Below are 19,082 nucleotides of genomic sequence, written 5' to 3'. Positions count from 1 at the left end.
GGGGCGGTTGGTTGGTCACTGGAGCGCGGCGGCCTCGTTCGACTGCCAGTAGCTGACCGTCGAGCTGTCGCTCAGGGCGATTCCGGAGCCGGAGGTGACCATGACCGTGGCCTGGCCGTCGATCGGGCCCATGTCCCTGCCGAGCAGGCCGACGGTGAGGGCCTTCTCGCGGTGCTTGTGGGCGCCGTTGGGAAGGCTGATGGCGGCGTATCCGGACTGGCCCGGCGCGAGGGTGACCACTGCCTGCGGCTTGCTGTGCTCGTCGGCCCCGACGGCTGCCTGCGCTCCGTCGTAGCCCACGGTCGGGAAGCCGTAGAGGTCGCAGCTGCTGCCGGAAGCGTTCGTGGCCCTGAGGACGACGGCGGGCAGGGTGCCGCCCGTGGAGACCAGCGCGATCTTCATGGCCTGGGTGGAGCAGGTGGCATCGGCCGCGTGGCTGCCGCCCTTCACGGCCGAGGCGTCGCTCTTGACCGAGGTCGGCCCTGACCCGCCGCTGTTGTTCCCCGAAGCCTCCGAGGAGCCCGAGGACTCCGCGCCCTCTGCGGAGGAACCGGCCTTGCCGCCCTTGGAAGCGGACGTGCCGGTCGCAGTCGACGAGCCGGCGGCCGGGGAGCCGGACACCGAAGAGCCGGCGCTCTTGCCCGCGTCGGGGGAGCCGGTGGCGCCGCTTCCGTTCGTACCGCAGGCCGCGGTGGCGAGCACGGTCACCCCGGCGACGGCGAGGAAGGTGAGGGCGCGGCGGGTACGGCGGATCTGCATGGGAGATTCCTTACGGGGTTCGGTACGTGGGGCCAACTGGTCTGTCCGGGTGCCCGGCTGTCCGCCGGGTGGCTACCAGGTGAGCGCGGCAGCCGACGTGGTCTGCCAGTACGAGACGGCGGCGGAGTCGTCGACCCACGTCTTGGAGGGCACCGCAGGGAAGGCCGTGGACCCGACCGAACCGGCCATGTCACGGCCCTGGAAGTTGAGGGACATCTCCTTGGACCAGTGGCCGCCTTCGCCCTCGCCGGAGGCGTCGGAGGTGCGGATACCGGCGTATGCCGACTGGCCCGGCTCCAGCGTGACGACGGCCTGCGGCTCGCTCTGCACGATCCAGACGGTCGACTGCGGGTGGTCGAACCCGATGAGCGGGGCGCCGTAGGCGTAGCAGGGGCTCTTGCCGGTGTTGGTGGTTTTGATCAACAGGTGGTTGACGGGGCGGCTGACCCGGGAGAGCACGGTCTTGGTGTTGCCGGGGGTGCAGGTCACGATCTTGGGGGTCTTCGCCTTGGCCGGTGCGGCGGTGGCGGTGGCGGCCGACAGACCGGTGAAGGCGAGTGCGGCGATCAGGCCGGTGGTGGCTGCGCCGATGATGCGGGTGCGGCGGATGTTCATGGCGATGCTCCTCAGTGGTCTGTGCAGGGCGGTGAATGTGTGCGGTCCGTGCGATCTGTGCGATCTGTATCGGCCGCGAAGTTCAGAGATGACCGATGAGCAGGACGACCGTCGTCGCCGACAGGGCCAGTACGACCAGGGCGAATGCGTCGACCATGCTCAGTCCGCATCCGTGCCGGAGTCGGTTGAACACGAACTCAGCTTGTGGGGTGGCTGATTCGGGCTGCAATCGTTCCCGGACCATTGGGGACGCTGGAACGGCTGCGCGTACTCTGACCTGGGGAGACGGGACGTCCCTGGAACGCCTTCCTGGAACGCATTCCGGGATGAGGAACGAGGGGGAACGGTGGCCGTGGGCTCCGAGACCGAGGAATTCGCGGCACTGCTCCGTGAGCTGAAGAGCCGTTCGGGGCGCAGCTACGGCGCCCTGGCCGGGAAGCTTCATATGAGTACGTCCACGGTGCACCGGTACTGCAACGGCGACGCCGTGCCGACCGACTACGCGCCGGTCGAGCGGTTCGCCCGGCTGTGTGCGGCGACCCCGGACGAACTGATCACGCTCCACCGGCGGTGGCTGCTGGCCGACGCGGCCCGGCGGCGGCCCAAGGACACGGCGGCGCCCAGGGCCGCGGAAGTGGCGCAGGAACAGGGGCCGGAAGGGGAAGCCGTGCCGGAGACCGCGCCCGCGACCGACCCCGAAGCCACCCCCGAAGCCGGGTCAGCTCCCGACCCCGCCCCCACCCCCCGCAAGGCCAAACGCCTCTGGCTGGCCGGGGCCGCCGTCGTGGCCGTCGCGGTGGCCGTCCCGGTGGCGGTGGCCGTCGGGAACGCGGGATCTGCCACCCCTGAGCCCCGAGCCGCCGCAGGGCTCTCGCACGGCGCACCGCGCACGGGCCCGTCGGCGGGCGCCACGGGCACCGCCGGAGCCACGGCGAAGAAGCGTGCGGAGCGGTCCCCGGGCCCCTCCGCCTCCACCACACCATCCCCGACCGGCAGCCACCGGGCGCCGGACGACGGTGGCGCGCTGGGCGCCGACGGCCGCAGCGTTCCCGCCGTACCGCTGACGGTGAACGTCCGGCCGTACGTCTGGGACAGCCCGTGCAGCCAGTCGTATCTGGTCGACCGGCCGGCCGCGAAGATGCCGCCGCCCCCGGCCGAGCAGGACGCGGCCAGCTGGGCCGACGCGCTGGGCGGCGTCTCCAGCGGCGGTGCGCGGATCGAGTTGTCCGTGCAGGGCAAGACGGCGGACGCGGTGGTGCTCCAGGCCCTCCACGTGCGGATCGTGGCCCGTCACGCGCCGCTCGCCTGGGCCTCGTACGCGATGGGGGACGGCTGCGGCGGCGGGCTCACCCCGGCCGGATTCGATGTGAACCTGGACACCGGGACCCCGCTGGCCGATCCGGCCGCCGGGGTGCAGGGCGACCGTAAGGTCCCGGCCACCGACTTCCCGTACAGGGTGTCCACCACCGACCCGCAGGTGCTGGAGATCAAGGCCCACACCTCGGCGCACGACGTCAGCTGGTACCTGGAGCTCCAGTGGAGCAGCGGCAGCCGGCACGGGACGGTCCGTATCGACGACCACGGCAAGCCGTTCCGCGCGAGCAGCGCGCAGGGGCGGCCCCGGTACGTGCACCCGCTCGGCGGTGACACCTGGGAACCGCCCCTCCAGTGAAGGGGCGGCCCCGGCTGTCTGCCTACAGCCGCTCGGGCGTCCGGATGCCGAGCAGCGCCAGACCCCGGTGCAGGGTGCGGGCGGTCAGCTCGCAGAGGAAGAGCCGGTTCTCCACCTGCTCAGGCGTCCCGGCCTTGAGGACCGGGCACTCGGCGTAGAACGTCGTGTAGTGCGAGGCCAGCTGGTAGAGGTACGCGGCCAGCTTGTGCGGCTCGTACGCGGCGGCGACCTCGGCGAGGACCTCCGCGAACTGGTCCAGGTGCAGCCCCAGCGCGCGCTCCGCCGGTGCCAGTTCGAGCTCGGGGTGCGCGACCGGCTTCGCCTCGCCCGACAGCCGCAGGATCGACTGGATACGGGCGTACGCGTACTGGATGTACACGCTGGTGTCGCCGTTGAGCGACACCATCTGGTCGAGGTCGAACTTGTAGTCGCGGGCCGCCGACGTGGACAGGTCCGCGTACTTCACCGCGCCGATGCCGATCTGCGCGCCGTTCTCGACGATCTCGGCCTCGGTGAGACCGACCTTCTCGTTGTTCTTCTCCCGCACGACGGCCGTCGCGCGCTCGATCGCCTCGTCCAGCAGGTCCACAAGCCGCACCGACACGCCCGCCCGGGTCTTGAACGGCTTGCCGTCCGCGCCGAGTACCGTGCCGAACGCCAGCTGCACCGGCTTGGCCTCGCCGCTGCCGGTCTCCAGCCAGCCCGCCCGGCGGGCCGTCTCGAAGACCATCTTGAAGTGCAGCGACTGCCGGACGTCCACCACGTACAGCAGGGCGTCCGCCTTGAGGTCCTGCACCCGGTTGCGGATCGCCGACAGGTCGGTGGCCGCGTAGCCGTAGCCGCCGTTCGTCTTCTTCACGATCAGCGGGACCTGATTGCCGTCCGGGCCCTTCACATCGTCGAAGAAGACACAGAGCGCGCCCTCGGACCGCACCGCGACACCGGACTCCTCCAGGAGACGGCAGGTCTCCTCCAGCATGTCGTTGTACCCGGACTCGCCGACGATGTCCGCGTCGTCGATCTCCATGTCCAGCTTGTTGAAGACCGAGAAGAAGTAGATCTTCGACTCGTCCACGAAGCGCTGCCAGTGCGCCCGCGTCTCGGGGTCCCCGGCCTGGAGGGCCACGACCCGGTCCCGCGAGCGCGCCTTGAACTCCTCGTCGGAGTCGAAGACCGCCCGCGAGGCCTTGTACAGCCGGTCGAGGGAGGACATGGCGGCCTCGCCGTCCTCCTCCCCGTCCTCGTGGTCCAGCTCGTGCGGGTGCTCCATCAGGTACTGGATGAGCATCCCGTACTGGGTGCCCCAGTCCCCGATGTGGTGGCGGCGGATCACCGTCTCGCCGCCGAACTCCATGATCTTCGCCATCGCGTCACCGATCACGGCCGACCGCAGATGCCCGACGTGCATCTCCTTCGCCACGTTCGGCTGGGCGTAGTCGATGACCGTGGTGCCCGCCTGCGCGGCGTACGGCACACCGAGCCGGGCGTCGGCCGCGCGCGCCGCGAGGGTCTCGGTGATCGCCCGGTCGGTGAGCGTGATGTTCAGGAAGCCGGGGCCCGAGACCTCGATCTCCTTGATCAGGTCATTGGCCGGGAGCGCCGCCGTGACCGTGGCCGCCAGCTCGCGCGGATTGCCCTTCAGCTTCTTCGCCAGGGCCAGGATCCCGTTGGCCTGGAAGTCGGCCCGGTCGCTTCGGCGCAGCAGCGGGTCCGCGGCACCGGCATCCGGCAGAGCTGCCGTCAGGGCGTCCGCAAGGTGCTGCTGGAGCGTCGAAGCGAGGGAATTGACCGAGACTGGCTCAGGCATGGGGCCGACTGCCGTTTCCATAGGGGTACAGGGGATCAGGCATAAGTATCCCATGGCTGTCCGACGGCCTGGAAAGCCGTTTTCGCTCTCCCGGAGGGACCTGGGAGAATGGCAGTCGCCCTTTGTTTGAAGGCGTACGAGAAAGAAGGACGTGCCGATCGTGGCTCAGAGCACCGAGACCGACTGGGTCTCCCGTTTCGCGGACGATGTCATCGCCGAATCGGAGCGCCGTGCCGAGGGCGCGAAACACTCCGGCGCCGGGGCACCGGTGGTCGTCGTCGCGTCCGGTCTCTCCCCCTCGGGCCCGATCCACCTGGGCAACCTGCGCGAGGTGATGACCCCGCACCTGGTCGCCGACGAGATCAGGCGGCGCGGGTACCAGGTGCGCCACCTCATCTCCTGGGACGACTACGACCGGTACCGCAAGGTGCCGAACGGCGTCCCCGGCATCGACGCGTCCTGGGCCGAGCACATCGGCAAGCCGCTCACATCGGTACCCGCCCCGGCCGGGTCCGCGTACCCGAACTGGGCCGAGCACTTCAAGGCCGCCATGGTCGAGGCGCTCGCCGAGCTGGGCGTGGAGTACGACCCGATCAGCCAGACCGAGCAGTACCTGGCGGGCACCTACCGCGAGCAGATCCTGCACGCCATGAAGCACCGCGCCGACATCGACGCCATCCTCGACCGGTACCGCACCAAGAAGGACCCCGCGAAGCAGGGCCCCGACGGCGGCGGTGCCGACGGCAAGAAGAAGCAGGGCCAGAAGCAGCAGGGCCAGAAGCCGCTCGACGAGGCCGAGATCGAGGCCGCCGAGGGGTCCGGCGCCGCCGACGAGGACGACGGCAGCAGCGGTGCCACCGGCTACTACCCCTACAAGCCCTACTGCGGCGCGTGCGAGAAGGACCTCACCACGGTCACCTCGTACGACGACGACACCACCGAGCTCTCCTACACCTGCACCGCGTGCGGGCACTCCGAGACGGTTCTGCTCAGCGAGTTCAACCGCGGCAAGCTGGTCTGGAAGGTCGACTGGCCGATGCGCTGGGCTTACGAGGGCGTCATCTTCGAGCCCAGCGGCGTCGACCACTCCTCGCCCGGCTCCTCGTTCGTCGTCGGCGGACAGATCGTCCGCGAGATCTTCGACGGCGTGCAGCCGATCGGGCCGATGTACGCGTTCGTCGGCATCAGCGGCATGGCCAAGATGTCGTCGTCCAAGGGCGGCGTGCCCACCCCGTCCGACGCGCTGAAGATCATGGAGGCTCCGCTGCTGCGCTGGCTGTACGCCCGGCGGCGGCCCAACCAGTCCTTCAAGATCGCCTTCGACCAGGAGATCCAGCGGCTCTACGACGAGTGGGACAAGCTGGAGTCCAAGGTCGCCGACGGCTCGGCGCTCCCCGCCGACGCCGCCGCGCACACCCGCGCGGCCCGCACGGCGGAGCGTGAACTCCCGCGCACCCCACGCCCGTTGCCGTACCGCACCCTCGCATCCGTCGCGGACATCACGGCCGGTGCCGAGGACCAGACCCTGCGCATCCTCAGCGAACTGGACCCGGCGAACCCGATCGCCTCGCTCGACGACGTACGCCCCCGGCTCGACCGCGCCGAGAACTGGATCACCACCCAGGTCCCGGCCGAACAGCGCACCCTGGTGCGCATGGAGCCGGACACGGAGACCCTGGCCGCGCTCGGCGACCAGGACCGCGAGTCGCTGCGGCTGCTGATCGAAGGTCTCGACACGCACTGGTCACTGGACGGTCTGACGACGCTCGTCTACGGCGTACCGAAGGTCCAGGCCGGCTTCGAGCCGGACGCCAAGCCCACCCCGGAGCTGAAGGTCGCCCAGCGCACCTTCTTCGCCCTGCTCTACCAGCTGCTGGTCGGCCGCGACACCGGGCCGAGGCTGCCCACGCTGCTGCTCGCCGTCGGCGCCGACCGGGTACGGAAGCTGCTCGCGGCCTGAGTACGCCGGGCGAGGGCCGCCGCCGTCGGGTTCTTCCCGGCGACGGCGGCCCTCGTGTTCTCTGTGCTGTGTGGTTACGTGAACCGCTGCCCGGTCACGCGATGTGCTCCGCGTCCAGCTCCTCGGCGTAACGCTGCTGGAAGCGGGCCAGGTACGGACGGAGCGAACTGTCGCTCAGGGTCTCGCTGTTGCGGCCCGTGACGCCGTACAGATCCTTCAAGTACCGGCCGAACTGACGCACCGTCGGGACCTCGTTGTTCTCGCTGATGAACTTGCGGTAGGCCCCGAAGTACGCGTCCTCGCGGGACACGTCCTCCGGCAGCCCCTGCACCTCGGGGCTGTCCGCCCCGTTGGTCCCGGCGGTCTCGTTGGCGGGGTCCGCCTCGGTGCGCGGCCCGGGGATCACACCACCGAGGGGGCGCGAGCCGCCCGCTCCGGTGGGGACCCTGACCTGCGCGGGGTCTGAGGGGCCGACGGGGTCCGGTCCGTCGTGTCCGTCGTACCGCTCGGTCCGGTCGTACGGCTGGGGCTGTTGGGCCTGGTCGTACTGCTGGGTGTCGTACCCCTGCTGGTACTCCGGCTCGAAACCGGGCTCGTAACCCTGCTCGTAACCGGACTCGTAACCCTGCGGGTACTGGTCGTACGCGGGCTCGTACGCCGGGTCGTAGGTGCCCGTGTACGCCTCCTGCGAGACCTGCGGCGCCGCGAACCACGGGCTCTCGTGCGTGGCCGGCGGCTCCTGCTCCCGCTGCCGGCCGGTGGGGCCCGACGGGGCCTGGGCCTCCGGAGAGGGTGCCACGGCGGCGGGGTCCTCGGCCCTGGTCCCCGCTTCCAAAGCGGGCGCCGGAGGCAGCAGCGCCGGTTCGATGCCGGCCGCGGCCAGCCCGGACGGGGCAGTCTCCGCGAGCGGGACCCCGTACCGCGCAAGCCGCAGCGGCATCAGCGACTCGATCGGCGCCTTGCGCCGCCACGCCCGCCCGAACCGGGCCTGGAGCCGCGCCTGGTAGATCAGCCGGTCCTGTTCGAGCTTGATGACCTCGTCGTACCTGCGCAGCTCCCACAGCTTCATCCGGCGCCACAGCAGAAAGGTGGGGACCGGTGCGAGCAGCCAGCGGGTGAGGCGCACGCCCTCCATGTGCTTGTCGGCCGTGATGTCGGCGATCCGGCCCACCGCGTGGCGCGCCGCCTCGACACAGACCACGAACAGCACCGGGATCACCGCGTGCATCCCGGTCCCCAGCGGGTCGGGCCAGGCCGCGGCGCCGTTGAAGGCGATCGTCGCGGCCGTCAGCAGCCACGCGGTCTGGCGCAGCAGCGGGAACGGGATACGGATCCAGGTCAGCAGCAGATCCAGCGCGAGCAGCACACAGATCCCCGCGTCGATCCCGATCGTTATATCGCTTGCCTGTTGGGTGTGTTGCTATCGCGCAAGGGCAACTGCATCGCAGGTCAGAACGGTGGTCGGCGTGCGTTCTTTTACAACGGGCCTGTTGCTCACTCTGTCCTGCCCGTGACCCCGCTGTTGCTCGGGGGACTGGTCCAGTTGCAGCTACTGGTTGCGCTGCTCTTCCTTGATCTTTTCCGTGACGCCCCCGAACGCGCCGTGACGCCTACTCGCTGTCACGCCCCCACTCGTCCGGGATCTCTGCGGCAAGGTCCTCTTCTCCGTAGCCGGCGAATACCTTCTTGAGGACACCGAGCAGATCACGGCGGTTCTCCGCGCTCAGGCCGGAAAGGAACTTCTCTATCAGGCGTGCAACGTGGACCCAGCGGCTGTCGTTGCTCCACATGCTGGCTTGCCCAACAAGGTTGAGCCAGGTCTCCTCATCTGCGATCTCCGACGTTGGGCTCTTGAGGAGCCAGTGCAGGCGAGCATTCACGGGATCGCGGAGTATCTCCTCCCGCATGAAGGCAACTTGGGCTGAGCTTTGCTGGCGGGTCAGGCTGTCCAGTTCCAGCTGGCGCCTCATGTCCAAGCGCCTTTTTGCCTCTTCCAGGACACCTTCCTCGACGTCCAGGGTGACGCTAGCTCGCAACACCCTTACTGAGCCGTCCTCGTGAGGCAGTCGAATTGCCAAGTCATGGTTGATCGCATTCTCCGTAGCTTCCCTCCGGAGGACCGTGGCCTCACGAGCCATCTTCTCGGCGATCAATTGTGTCCACATTGAGACGGCGACTCTAGAATCGACCCCCGCAAAATCCCCCAGAACCTCCCACTCAATACGAACGTAAGCCTGAAAGTGCAGTTCACTGTCCCTGCTTTGCCAGAGATCCCGGAACTCGTAGCCCCATTTCCTGGACGCGCGGGTGGGATCTTCAATGACAGCGTCTTGGGCGATGCGACGTTGTCTCCTACTGATCATCCTGCTCAACTTCCACTGCCTCGTGGGAGTCCAAGCCTTGCGTCTTCGGGAGAAGGTCAAGCGCGCGGGCCTTGTCGGAGTGCACTGCGTCTTCAATCTCGCGGCGGAGATCTTCCCGCCGTCGCTGCTCTTCCGTCTTGGGGAACGGAAGTTGCCAGATGTTCATGCGGTCAATCAGCCGGTGCCTCGGGCGAGCCTGTCGCGTATCCCCAGGTTCGTCTTGGACTGCCTTGCGCAGCACTCTGATCGTGGTTTCGCGGATCTCCGTATCCTCTAGCGCCGCGTTCAACCAGAGATCCAGTGCATCACGGCACTGCTCCTCATCTACGCTCGGGTCGAGAGCGGCCCGCCAGCCTGTCGCGAGGTCGTCCTTACCTGGTCTCCAGCCCATGGAATCTTGTGCTGCGAGAAGAGCGGGAAGTGGTGCGCCTTGCTCGTTTACTGCAAGTTCAGCCAGCGCAACGAAGCCGCGTCGACCGGCTGCTTGACGGCCTTCATCGCCCGAAGCGCACCATTTGATCACTTCACTGAATAGCGTGCTGCGTACCGAGTCTTCTTCCCAAAGCTTCTGGACAGCCGCGTTCACTGCCTGGATGACGTCCGGATCCGAAGAGGTAGCGACATGGCGCAAGCGCACAAGGGCCTTGCCCGGATAGGTAGTTCCAAATTCTCCGGCGCACGCGTCGGCCACGGCCGCTTTCAACGAAGCATCCTCGTTGGGCTTCTTAGCCCAATCATAGAGAACCTGGTGGGTATCGCGACCGATCACAGGATGGAGCGCGGCCGCAGTGACCAGGCGCACAACGGCCTGCTCCAGCGTCTTTTCCTTGCGCCAGGCAGTGACGATCGTTGACAGATTCTCTGGTGTGCCGTGACGCGCAGCCCATCGAAGAGTGAAGAACGCCATACGCTCCGCCAGAAGGGCGCGCTCCTCAGAATTGAATTCCTTGACACCTTGAGTGGTGGACTTTAGAGGCGCATTCGCCATCCATTTCAGGAAACCTTCCCTTCCAAGAGGTCGATCTCTCCAGAAATAGTCCAGGACGGCCTCATCCCATCCAGGCTTGGAGAACTCGACATAATCGCCGCTCAGGCGGGCATCGACAGAATCGACGAGCTGGATCACGCCGATGTCGTCCTGTCCCTGCAGCTCGGGCTTATGTCCTCCGATCAATCCTGCCAGTGCGCCGGTCTGGCTATAGATGTGCCCGATCGGCGCCCCGCGCAGGGCTGCTGCCACCACAAGGAAATTGCGCTCAAATCCTGTGCGCTGAGGCTTCTTGTGCCATTTGAGCAGTTGCGAGAACCAGTTCTTGCGCGCCGACACGACGCTGAGAACTCTTCTATTGAAATCATCGACGTCCGTCACGCTCGAAGTGCTGTCAGTCGAGTCGGCGTCCGAATCGGCATCGGAGAGATCCTCAAGCGATGCGTTGCATGCCTGGAGAATGAGATCGACCATTTCCATGGCTGCGCTTGGGCTTTGGTCAGCCAGGAACGACTGGATTCGAGGGTCATCCGTCCACGGCCGAGCAACGCCATCGGAGAGATCAAGGCGAAGCCATGCCCTGGCGACATTGATTGCATCTGGACGTTCCAGTTTCCGGGCAATGACGGATGCGCCACCTCCCACCCGTTCCCACTGATCCGTGTCAGTAAGGACAATGAGCCGGGATTTCGTACTTTTCAGGATCCCGGCGATATCATCCAGTGTTCGCCCGAACTTAGTAGAAACCGAGAACTCATCCTCATCCGGAGGCAATTCGAGTAGAAATGCGCAGTTGTCTATGCGTGGCATTCGGCGTGCTTGAAAGCTACTATCAATGCCGTAGCTGAGGGTACGAACAGACATTCCGGCACGACGTAGCTCGGCGAGCACGTGGACTGCAGCCGTCTTTCGTCCTGATCCCGCGTCACCTGAGATGACCGAAATGGAACCTGGGGTCACCAGGTCCGCACGGACCTTTTCGTACCCTCGAGGACGGACAAACACTGCCCGAATTAGATCCAGGTGATCATCGTCCAGTTGCTGATGATCAGCCATCTGATCGATTACCGCGGTGAGCTCCACGCCAGTGACGCGGCCGAAGTTGAAGCCAACAGCCTGCCGCACTAGGGCAGCGAGTTCTGCCAGGCGAGGGATCTCTGTCAGCAGTTCAGCCGGAACACCTGGCAGCGACTCGTGAAGGGAGTTCTCACCTGCCAGCAAATCGCTACCATCGGAGGGAATTGATGGATCACCGGGTTCCGACGTCGAGAGCCACACGCCGCTTTCCGAAGCGCGTTCGGCGTTATCTGCCGATCCAACCGTTCCAGCCGTCTCCGCTGCCCAGTCGGAGTAGGCCTCCGCCACGTCGGCGGCAGATTCGCTAGCGTCAACTCCTGAAGCTACAGGGGTTGGATAACTCCCCGTCTCTTCCGAAATCTCTTGCGAGATCCCAGAGCCATCGGGCTGGGCTTCTTCTCCAGCATCGATTCCCGTTACAGCGGCTGGGCTAACCTCGGGAGAAGGTCGATCAGCGCTGTCCGCGCTCTCACCAAGCCACCCTCCACCGGATAGACCAAAGGGGCTTGGACTCATACTTTCGTCCGGCTTCTTCACCTCCGAAGCCCCTTCGCGACTTAGGCCTGCACCTACCCCCGCATTTCCCGACCCCTGCCCAATGGGATAGCCTTCTTCGCCTGGCGTCTTATCACTATGTGCCTGGCCGGGAAAAGATGTCGACCCTGCCACAGGAGCATTCGGCGGCACGGCATAAGGGTTCTCGATACCCCTCTTTTCGTCTACCGTGAGAGGGTAGCCGTCACCGGTGTCACTTTCTTGCGACTCCTGCTCTTCCGTAACCTCTTGATCGGCTGCATCATCCGAGGCATCTCGATTGAAGAAGCTGGGCCTCCAGCGCCCGGCCGACCTACCAACTACGGGGATCCCACCGTCGCGGTCTTCGTTTTCCGTGTTCATTTAATTCCCCCGAATTTCAAGCGACTATCCATAGTTCAGCAGGGCGCTCTGCTATCCAAGACGCTTGATGCGGGCCCCGACAATTTTCGATCCCTTGTGCGCCGTATCAATGTCTTGGTTCACTTCGGCCCGAGCCGATGCCCCAGCAGACTCCACGTCGATGCCGGTCACCTCGTCGTGAGCGTTGGAGACTTTCTGTCGGATCCTGATTCCAGACTCAGATGAGTCATCGTCAGAAATTGCGAACTCCAGGCCGTAGATCTCTTCCAGAGCGCGACGCAGGCGCCCTAGATTGCGTCGAAGCCGTACATCCTGGCCGTCAAGCTCCGTCGCCCCTACGTACTCCTCCAAGGCTTCCGCCAAGAGTTCGAGCTCCTGACCGCGCCGTTCGAGGATCGTGTCATCGGGTCGGAACCGGTCAACCGACGAAGCCACGATCTCTGTTCCCGCTACCGGAACTTCCTCTGCTGGCACGGACACTCCAGCTCGCCTGTCTCGCCGGCGCTGCAAGAGAGACCCCAGCTGACCGTAGAGGAACCCGAAGGCCTGAGTGGCAGCAGACGCCGCCAAGACAGGAAAGTCCAATTCACCCACTTTGCCCACCCCTGTGAAATCGGTGCTCTCCGTACTGGAGCCCCCTACGATTATCAGGAGGGCGAGTCATCATCCTCAAACACCCATGAAGTTGGCCGAAAACGCTACACCAGTGCACGGCGAGAAGGTGGGCAGTCCACTGAGTGCCGACTGCGTGCGAGAGTTCGGCAGTGAAGACACCAACTACCCGCTGGCTGCTCGCGCCAGTGACGCAGTGGCGCGTACGTCGCCTGATGGCAGCCCATACGCCCTCGATCCCATACGAGGTGGCTTGGACGCTGGTGCGCCTGGGGCACAATCCCGAAGAGCTGCCGTTCGCCCAGGCGGCGTGGCGACAGACGGCTACGCCAAGCGTGCTGCGCTCGCCCGGGGGAAGGCAATAGCCGTTTCGGCGTCCCGGACCGTAGAGCTCAGGTGCGAGGCGTCCGCCGGGACGGCAGGGGCAGCACTCGTGCTGACTCCGCGTTCTGCTCGGTCAGCGCCTCGTACTCCAGCGCCATCAGGTTGATCACGGTGGCGTACGTCTGGACTCGTTCCTCAAGCTCCGAGCAGTAGCGCTGCAAGTTCGCATGCCGTCGGCGCAGGTCGTCCCGTTCCTCGGCCGTCTTCTGGTGTGTGCCGCGGGAGTCCTCGGCCTGTCGGACGCGGTCCTGGAAGAGGTCGCGCAGGTCGGTGTGCCGGTGGGTCAACTGCCAGCGCCTGACGTCGGCTTCGATGGCGAGTTGGGAGACGCTGAGGCGACCGGTGGAGCGCTTGGGGGAGCCGGAGAGCATACGCTCCATCGCGGCCAGGATGGCTTTGCGGACCGGGTCGGTCTCGGCAGCGGTGGTGGGGGAGCCGTTCATCGGGTCGGTTTCCTGCCCTCGTGGTGAGCGTCGAGGATTGCTTGAAGACGGGCGAGTTCGTGCTGGTCGCGCGCGTGACGAATGGGCGGGGCGAGGGGATCGGCGACGGTCTCTTCGAGTTCGGCCGCCTGCTGTTCGACGTGGGCGATGTCGCGGTCGGTGCGAACGAGGCAGCGGCAGTTAGGCCGGCAATCGTCGATGTCGGGGGTGACCAGGGGATCGTCGGCGGTGCCACGCAGCTGGCAGGCGGCGGTGGCCGGGTTGAGGACGCAGGTCATGCCGGGACCGTGGTGGATCTGGAGCAGAGGGTTGCCGAGCAGGTCGCGGGACTGGGCGGTGCTGGTCAGGACGCGTCCGGCGAAGGCGCGATGGGCTCCGCTCACGCGGTGTCGGTAGGTGTCGGCGGCGGGCCCGCTGACGTGCTCACCGGCGGCCAGGGCGCGTTCGTCCTCAGCCAGGGTCTCCATGCGGTACAGCCAGTCCTCGAAGGCGTATTCGTCGGGGAAGCCGGAATCGTAGGAGCCGGCGTAACCCTGGAGCATCTGGACGTGCACATGGCCGTACTGGATGGCGGCGGCGACCAGGCCGCGTGGGCGGCGCCGGATGAACCAGGCCAGCGTCCTGCGGAACCGGGAGGGGGAGAGAGCACCGTGCCGGTCGTCGGGGACCCGGTCGGTGCGCTCGAGGCGGGCGCAGTACGCGTTGATCCATTGGGTGAGGTCGGTGATGTCCTCGGAGGCACTCTGGACGTCGCGTGCCGCGCCCAGGCGGGTGGTGGGGCGGCGGTAGCTCTCGATGTAGGTGGGGAAGAGCAGCTCGCTGGAGTGCAGCTCTTCCAGGACCTCGATGGCCCGGGCGACGGGTGCCACGACGACCCAGGGGTCGGCGCGTTCCGCGCCCTGGGGGATCTTGTTGCCGTCGGCGTCCACGGCGTTCTTGTAGTAGAGCCCGCCCATCAGCAGCATCCCGGTCTCGGGATCCTTGCGCAGACAGCCGCGGCGCAAGGAGAGGACCTCCCCGGGGCGTGCGCCGGAGAGGTATGCGATGACGATGAAGCAGGCCGTGCTCAGCAGCCGGGCCAGCCGGGGTGCCTCGTGATATCCGATGGCTGAACTGCGCCAAGGGCTCCCTTCAAGCAGCCCGGTGACGGACACGTCCAGGGGGATGTCGGAGTCGATGGGCAGGCCGGATTCGATGATCAGGCGGCCGGTGCCGTTGCGTCTGATCTCGGCGGAGCAGACGAAGAGGCGCTCGATGTGCCGCCAGTCGATCTGGAGCTTGCCGTCGTTGGAGAGATGCCCGGGCAGGTGGCCCCCGTCAGTGCGCAGCTTGTCGAGGTAGTCGATCACCGCTCGGCGCAGCTGGCCCGGAAGGTAGCCGCCGCGCTTCTGCTGGCCTGCCGGGCGGCGGATGAGTTCGGGGCTCAACGCGTGCAGGCGGGTGTGCTCGGCGTGCGCGGACATGATGTCCGTGGCGAAGTCCTCGACGAACCGCAGCGCCCATACCAGCAGCGTCTGCATCACCCGCTCGTCGATGCGGGGGGTGCGGTTCTCCATCTGTGGGCGGACCTTCTTGAACAGGTCGCGGGGGTCCTCGCCGTTCCACGGAGGGGTGGACGGTAGCCGCATGAACGGCGGCAGGATCTCCCGGTGCGCCCACAGCCGCCGGACCTCGCCCACCCGCCGGTATCTGAGACCCAGAGAGATCTTCGCGTCCCTGAGGTCGTCGAGGTAGCGGTCCAGATGGGCCGGGGTGACCTGCGCGAACGATGTGGCCTGCTGCTGGTGCAGCCATCGCACGAAGGCTTTGAGCTGTGGGAACACGATGGAGACCGTGAGCGGGGAGATCCGTTCCCCGCGGGAATTGCGCATGCTCCTGGTCCGGGGGAGATTCAGCAGCTGCCACACGTAGTACTTCACCTCCAGCCGCCAAGGCGCTGGAACGGGCCGGAAGTTCAGGCTTACGGCCTTGGTGTGGGCCTCGAAGACGGCCGGGGTCAAAATCCACCGGTCATCGCCGAACCGCGACAGCGCCCGACGGTCCGTACCTCCTCGGCATTCCCGGCGCAGCAAAACCAGCGTGTCCGGCCCGGGCCACTCCGTGCCCTTGGGCAGCCCGTCGGGAGCGTCGTCCCGGAGAAGCGCGATGGCGGATTGGCTCATCATCGAAGATCGAGCTCCCTGCTGAGGAACCGGGTCACCAGGGCCCGGTCGTCATCGGTGGCACCGGCCCGTGCGTCATCGACCACGGTCTTGGAGTGCTGGCCGAGCAGATCGGCGAGCTGAGCCTGCGGGGCAGCGAACCGCTGCGCCCACTGCAGCGCAGGCATCTGCGCGCGCCGCTCCTCGATCCGGTCGTGCACCAGGACCTGGACGGGGAGATGGCGGGGGAGTGCCCGCGCGCACGGGCAGTCCAGGCACAGCATGAACGACGCCCGGCACGGCTGACCGGCGGGCGCGTACTGGCCGCCGGTGTTGTCCGCACAGGCGTTCATCACGGTGTCGAGCTCACCGTCGATCATCCGTTGCAGCGTGGCCACGTCCACGCCGTACGCGGCGGCGACCTGCTCCGGTTCCTCCTGCGCCTGCCGCAGGTCCTCCTCGGAAAGGGCGGCCATCGCTCCGCGCGCCTTCGCCTTGGCCACCTCCTGCGCGAGCGCGTCTGCCACCACCTTCTGGTACTCGGCGAGATTGCCCCGGTTGCGTGCCAGATAGGTGGTGGCCAGGGTCCGCTCCGATTGCGCCACCGGCCGCTGATGCAGTTCCAGATGGGTCAGCCGGATGATGCCCAAGGTGACCCGAAGCGGCACCGGCCGCTCTTTGGCATCCTTCTTGTCCGCCTGCAACCCATGTGCGCGGGCCCAGGGTTGGACCATGGTGTCCTCGAAGTTCTCCGACAGGCTCGGCAGATCCGGGCTGGTCAGCGCCTGTCGTACCAACAACCGCCGCGAGCCGAGCAGCTCTCGTGACCTGTCCGTGAGCTCGTGCAGCAGCACGTACAGGCCGAACGCGGTGTGCAGCTCGTCCTTCGTCGACAGACTCTGCGGGTCGGACGGAATGCTGATCCAGTCGGGCACCTGCGACAACACCAGACTCATGTGCTGATGACGGTCACGGCGCGACTTGCGGCCCGCCACGATCGCCGTCCCCAGATCACCTGTGTATCCGTCCGCACGATGATGCGCCGCCGGCATCGCCCACAGCACACTCGCGTTCTCGCCCGTGAGCACCCCCATCAGTACCGCGCCCGCCACCGCCTCGCGCCGCGTCAGATGCAGCGACGACACGATCTCCTCCACCGTGCCGAACCGGTGCACCCATGGCAGTGGGGCCTCCCGGCCATGGCACTGGGCCCACGTGCGCGGCACGTCGCCCACCCGGTCCACGCTCTCCAGCAGCTCCATGCGCCGCTGACCGGCAAGATCCCCGTCATTGGGCAGTTCACCGGCCCGCCAAGCCCGCAGCGTCTCCCGGTTACCGCGAATCCGGGCCGCAGCACCCCGCAGGTCCGCTCGCGCCGCCTCGGCGACCCGCCTGAACTCCGCCCGGCTCAGACTCTCCTTCCGCTTCCCTTCCGCCCGGCGCGGGCCCTTCTCACCGAGCTTGGCGCGCAACGCCTCACTGAGCCCCTCCGCGTGCGCCAGCAGCAGCTTGACGTGCTCCAGGTCTCGCGCCGCCGAGACGAACCCGCTCCGGCTCTCCAGCAGGCCGTCCAGATGTTCCGGCAGCAGATGCTCCGGCAGAACAGGACTCCACACCAGACCGGCCACGTGCTCGGCCAACTGCGTCGCCGCCCGGTACGCCAGATTCATCGCATCCAAGGAGGTCAGCCCACCGCCGGGCGCCGTCCGCGACGCGAACGCCCTGGCCAGCATCTCGTGCAGTTCCCGCGACACCCTCAGATGCGAGAAGCCGTAATCCTTGGACACACCCGTCGTCTCGTCGAAGCAGCGCACCACCAGAGCGCTGCCGACCCGGTGCAGTCCCCAAGCCCGCTCCGCTCCCGCCTGCGGCAGCGCGGCCTCACGCCCCCGGCGGCTCACCGCACCGCCAGCGGATCCGTACGCACCCGGGGATGGGCTGTGAAGACATCCGCCATGAACCGTTCCACCGGGAACCCGTCGGCGTGCCGCAGCAGCAGCTCCACCTCCAGGTTCCGAAACGGCTCCAGGTAGACGTTCTTGGTCGTCTCCACCTGCCGGTGCCCCAGCATCGTCTGCACCAGATGCCAGTGATCGCCGAACTGCTCTCTGAAGTCGCGGGTCTCCTCCTGCGACAGATGCCCGAGCTGGCGGGCCTGCACCAACTTGGCGACCGAGTACCACTTCAGCGCCAGCGAGTGCCGCAACATGTGCGGCGTACAGCTGAAGTCCTTCAGCCCGAGCACGGCGATCCGCTCGTTCGCGGCCTCGAAGGTGTGATGCCACCCGTGCCCGTCCCGGGGCAGTCCGTCCTCGTTCAGCCAGAGAGCCAGCGGCTCCAGCCCCTGCGGTGTACGCCGAAACAGCAGCTTGCGGTCAGCAGGATCCAGCTCGTTCCACGCCGTCGTCTCCCGCTCCCCGCTCTCCGCCTCGAACGTCACCGCCTGACGCCCCTCGAAACCGACCGCGATCCGCCGCTCAGGCACCCGCTCATAGCGGCCCGCCACCTGGGCCCGCCGCACCGACCGCGCCCTTGCCCCCTCCACGTACGACAACACGTCGGAGAGCACCGCACGCGGCATCCAGTACGTGTGCCCGTAACCGCCCTTCGCGCACGCGTCAGCCAGCGCACACGTGTAGTAGCCCCGCCCTCGCGCCTCCTCCGGGAGCTCCGGCAGCACCACGCTCGCCCACTCCGACAGTCGTAGGCCCGTGCCGTACAAGCCGTCGGCAAATACGGCGTCCCGCTGCTCGTTGCGGCCACCCCACGCGGGGTCCTCGCGGCCGTCCAGATCCAGCCCGCGCAGCCCGAGGTCCCGCCACCGCGCGTAGCCGGCCGGGTCGAGCCACTTCACGTCTTCCTGCTTGCGGCCCCGCGAGGTCTCCAACTCCTCGAAGGGGTTGACCACTTGGAAGCGTCCGCCCATCCACCGGTAGAACGTCTTCAGCCCCGCGGCGTCGCGGTAGAACGAACTACGTTGCACCCGTCGTGGGTTACGCGGATCGGTCACCCGCCAGAACTGGAACTCCCGCGCATCGTCCTCGGACGCCTCCCACCAGCGCCGCCCCAAGGACTCCAGGAAGTTCAACCACAGACACACCGAGTAGGCATAGTCCCGGTTCGTCCGCGCTGCCCGGCCCTTCATCTTCGGCGACCCGAAGAACGAGTTCACCCGCAGGTCGGGACGACCGTCAGGGCCGATCAGGAACCACTGCCCGTGCCTCCCGCCCAGGGCCATGACCCACGACACGAGATCGGACGCGAACCGGGTGCACGCCTCGGGTAACGGGCCCCGGCTCTGTGTCTTCAGGTTGTACCGGTACGCGCGCCAGCGCCCGCCACCCACATCAACTGTGCTCACTCA

12 protein-coding genes and 1 pseudogene are annotated in these 19,082 nt (G+C 67.2%); 2 read left to right on the top strand and 11 right to left on the bottom strand.

Annotation, left to right across the window (positions count from 1 at the left end; genetic code table 11):
- Nucleotides 1–15 precede the first annotated feature (15 nt).
- Together OG452_RS14545 and OG452_RS14540 are read right to left on the bottom strand one after the other, a co-directional pair.
- Nucleotides 16–759, bottom strand: a complete 744-nt coding sequence (locus OG452_RS14545; protein WP_327296023.1) for a DUF4232 domain-containing protein — start codon at nucleotides 757–759, stop codon at nucleotides 16–18.
- A 72-nt stretch (nucleotides 760–831) separates the two neighbouring features.
- Nucleotides 832–1,374: a DUF4232 domain-containing protein gene (locus tag OG452_RS14540; protein WP_327296022.1), complete on the bottom strand. Its 543-nt coding sequence runs from the start codon at nucleotides 1,372–1,374 to the stop codon at nucleotides 832–834.
- 352 nt (nucleotides 1,375–1,726) lie between these two features.
- On the opposite strand from OG452_RS14540, the gene OG452_RS14535 reads away from it, so the two are divergent.
- Nucleotides 1,727–3,046 carry a helix-turn-helix domain-containing protein gene (locus OG452_RS14535; RefSeq protein ID WP_327296021.1) on the top strand — a complete coding sequence of 440 codons (1,320 nt, stop codon included), beginning with the start codon at nucleotides 1,727–1,729 and terminating at the stop codon, nucleotides 3,044–3,046.
- A gap of 22 nt (nucleotides 3,047–3,068) precedes the next feature.
- On the opposite strand, the gene argS is transcribed toward OG452_RS14535, so the two are convergent.
- Nucleotides 3,069–4,853 (bottom strand): arginine--tRNA ligase, encoded by a 1,785-nt coding sequence (argS, locus tag OG452_RS14530; protein ID WP_327296020.1) that lies wholly within the window; start codon nucleotides 4,851–4,853, stop codon nucleotides 3,069–3,071.
- A gap of 151 nt (nucleotides 4,854–5,004) precedes the next feature.
- Here argS and lysS point away from each other — a divergent pair, with 151 nt between their 5' ends.
- Entirely contained in the window at nucleotides 5,005–6,813 is a 1,809-nt protein-coding gene (gene lysS, locus OG452_RS14525) for a lysine--tRNA ligase (RefSeq protein WP_327296019.1), read from the top strand.
- Nucleotides 6,814–7,459: 646 nt separating this feature from the next.
- On the opposite strand, the pseudogene OG452_RS35445 reads toward lysS, so the two are convergent.
- The 8 genes and pseudogenes from OG452_RS35445 to OG452_RS14485 all read right to left on the bottom strand — a co-directional run.
- Nucleotides 7,460–8,203, bottom strand: a pseudogene (locus OG452_RS35445) (DUF2637 domain-containing protein); the annotation flags it as partial.
- A 220-nt stretch (nucleotides 8,204–8,423) separates the two neighbouring features.
- Nucleotides 8,424–9,185, bottom strand: a complete 762-nt coding sequence (locus OG452_RS14515; RefSeq protein WP_327296018.1) for a hypothetical protein — start codon at nucleotides 9,183–9,185, stop codon at nucleotides 8,424–8,426.
- Entirely contained in the window at nucleotides 9,166–11,529 is a 2,364-nt protein-coding gene (locus OG452_RS14510; protein WP_327296017.1) for a hypothetical protein, read from the bottom strand. The genes OG452_RS14515 and OG452_RS14510 overlap by 20 nt, the downstream gene beginning before the upstream one ends.
- 660 nt (nucleotides 11,530–12,189) lie before the next feature.
- Entirely contained in the window at nucleotides 12,190–12,612 is a 423-nt protein-coding gene (locus OG452_RS14505; protein WP_327296016.1) for a hypothetical protein, read from the bottom strand.
- A gap of 530 nt (nucleotides 12,613–13,142) precedes the next feature.
- Nucleotides 13,143–13,577, bottom strand: coding sequence for a hypothetical protein (locus tag OG452_RS14500; protein WP_327296015.1), 435 nt, complete (start codon nucleotides 13,575–13,577; stop codon nucleotides 13,143–13,145).
- The gene (locus OG452_RS14495; RefSeq protein WP_327296014.1) at nucleotides 13,574–15,448 is read right to left on the bottom strand and encodes a hypothetical protein; all 1,875 of its coding nucleotides are present in this window, start codon (nucleotides 15,446–15,448) and stop codon (nucleotides 13,574–13,576) included. Before OG452_RS14495 ends, OG452_RS14500 begins: the two co-directional genes overlap by 4 nt.
- 290 nt (nucleotides 15,449–15,738) lie before the next feature.
- Complete coding sequence (locus tag OG452_RS14490; RefSeq protein ID WP_327296013.1) at nucleotides 15,739–17,619, bottom strand: hypothetical protein; 1,881 nt, start codon at nucleotides 17,617–17,619, stop codon at nucleotides 15,739–15,741.
- On the bottom strand, nucleotides 17,616–19,079 hold the full coding sequence (locus OG452_RS14485; protein ID WP_327296012.1) for an integrase: 1,464 nt from the start codon (nucleotides 19,077–19,079) through the stop codon (nucleotides 17,616–17,618). The genes OG452_RS14490 and OG452_RS14485 overlap by 4 nt, the downstream gene beginning before the upstream one ends.
- Nucleotides 19,080–19,082: the final 3 nt, after the last annotated feature.

The organism is Streptomyces sp. NBC_01197 (assembly GCF_036010505.1).
In the GTDB taxonomy this organism is placed as follows: domain Bacteria; phylum Actinomycetota; class Actinomycetes; order Streptomycetales; family Streptomycetaceae; genus Streptomyces.
The sequence above is the reverse complement of the archived record's forward strand: the minus strand, read 5'-3'. Positions and strand labels throughout refer to the sequence as shown.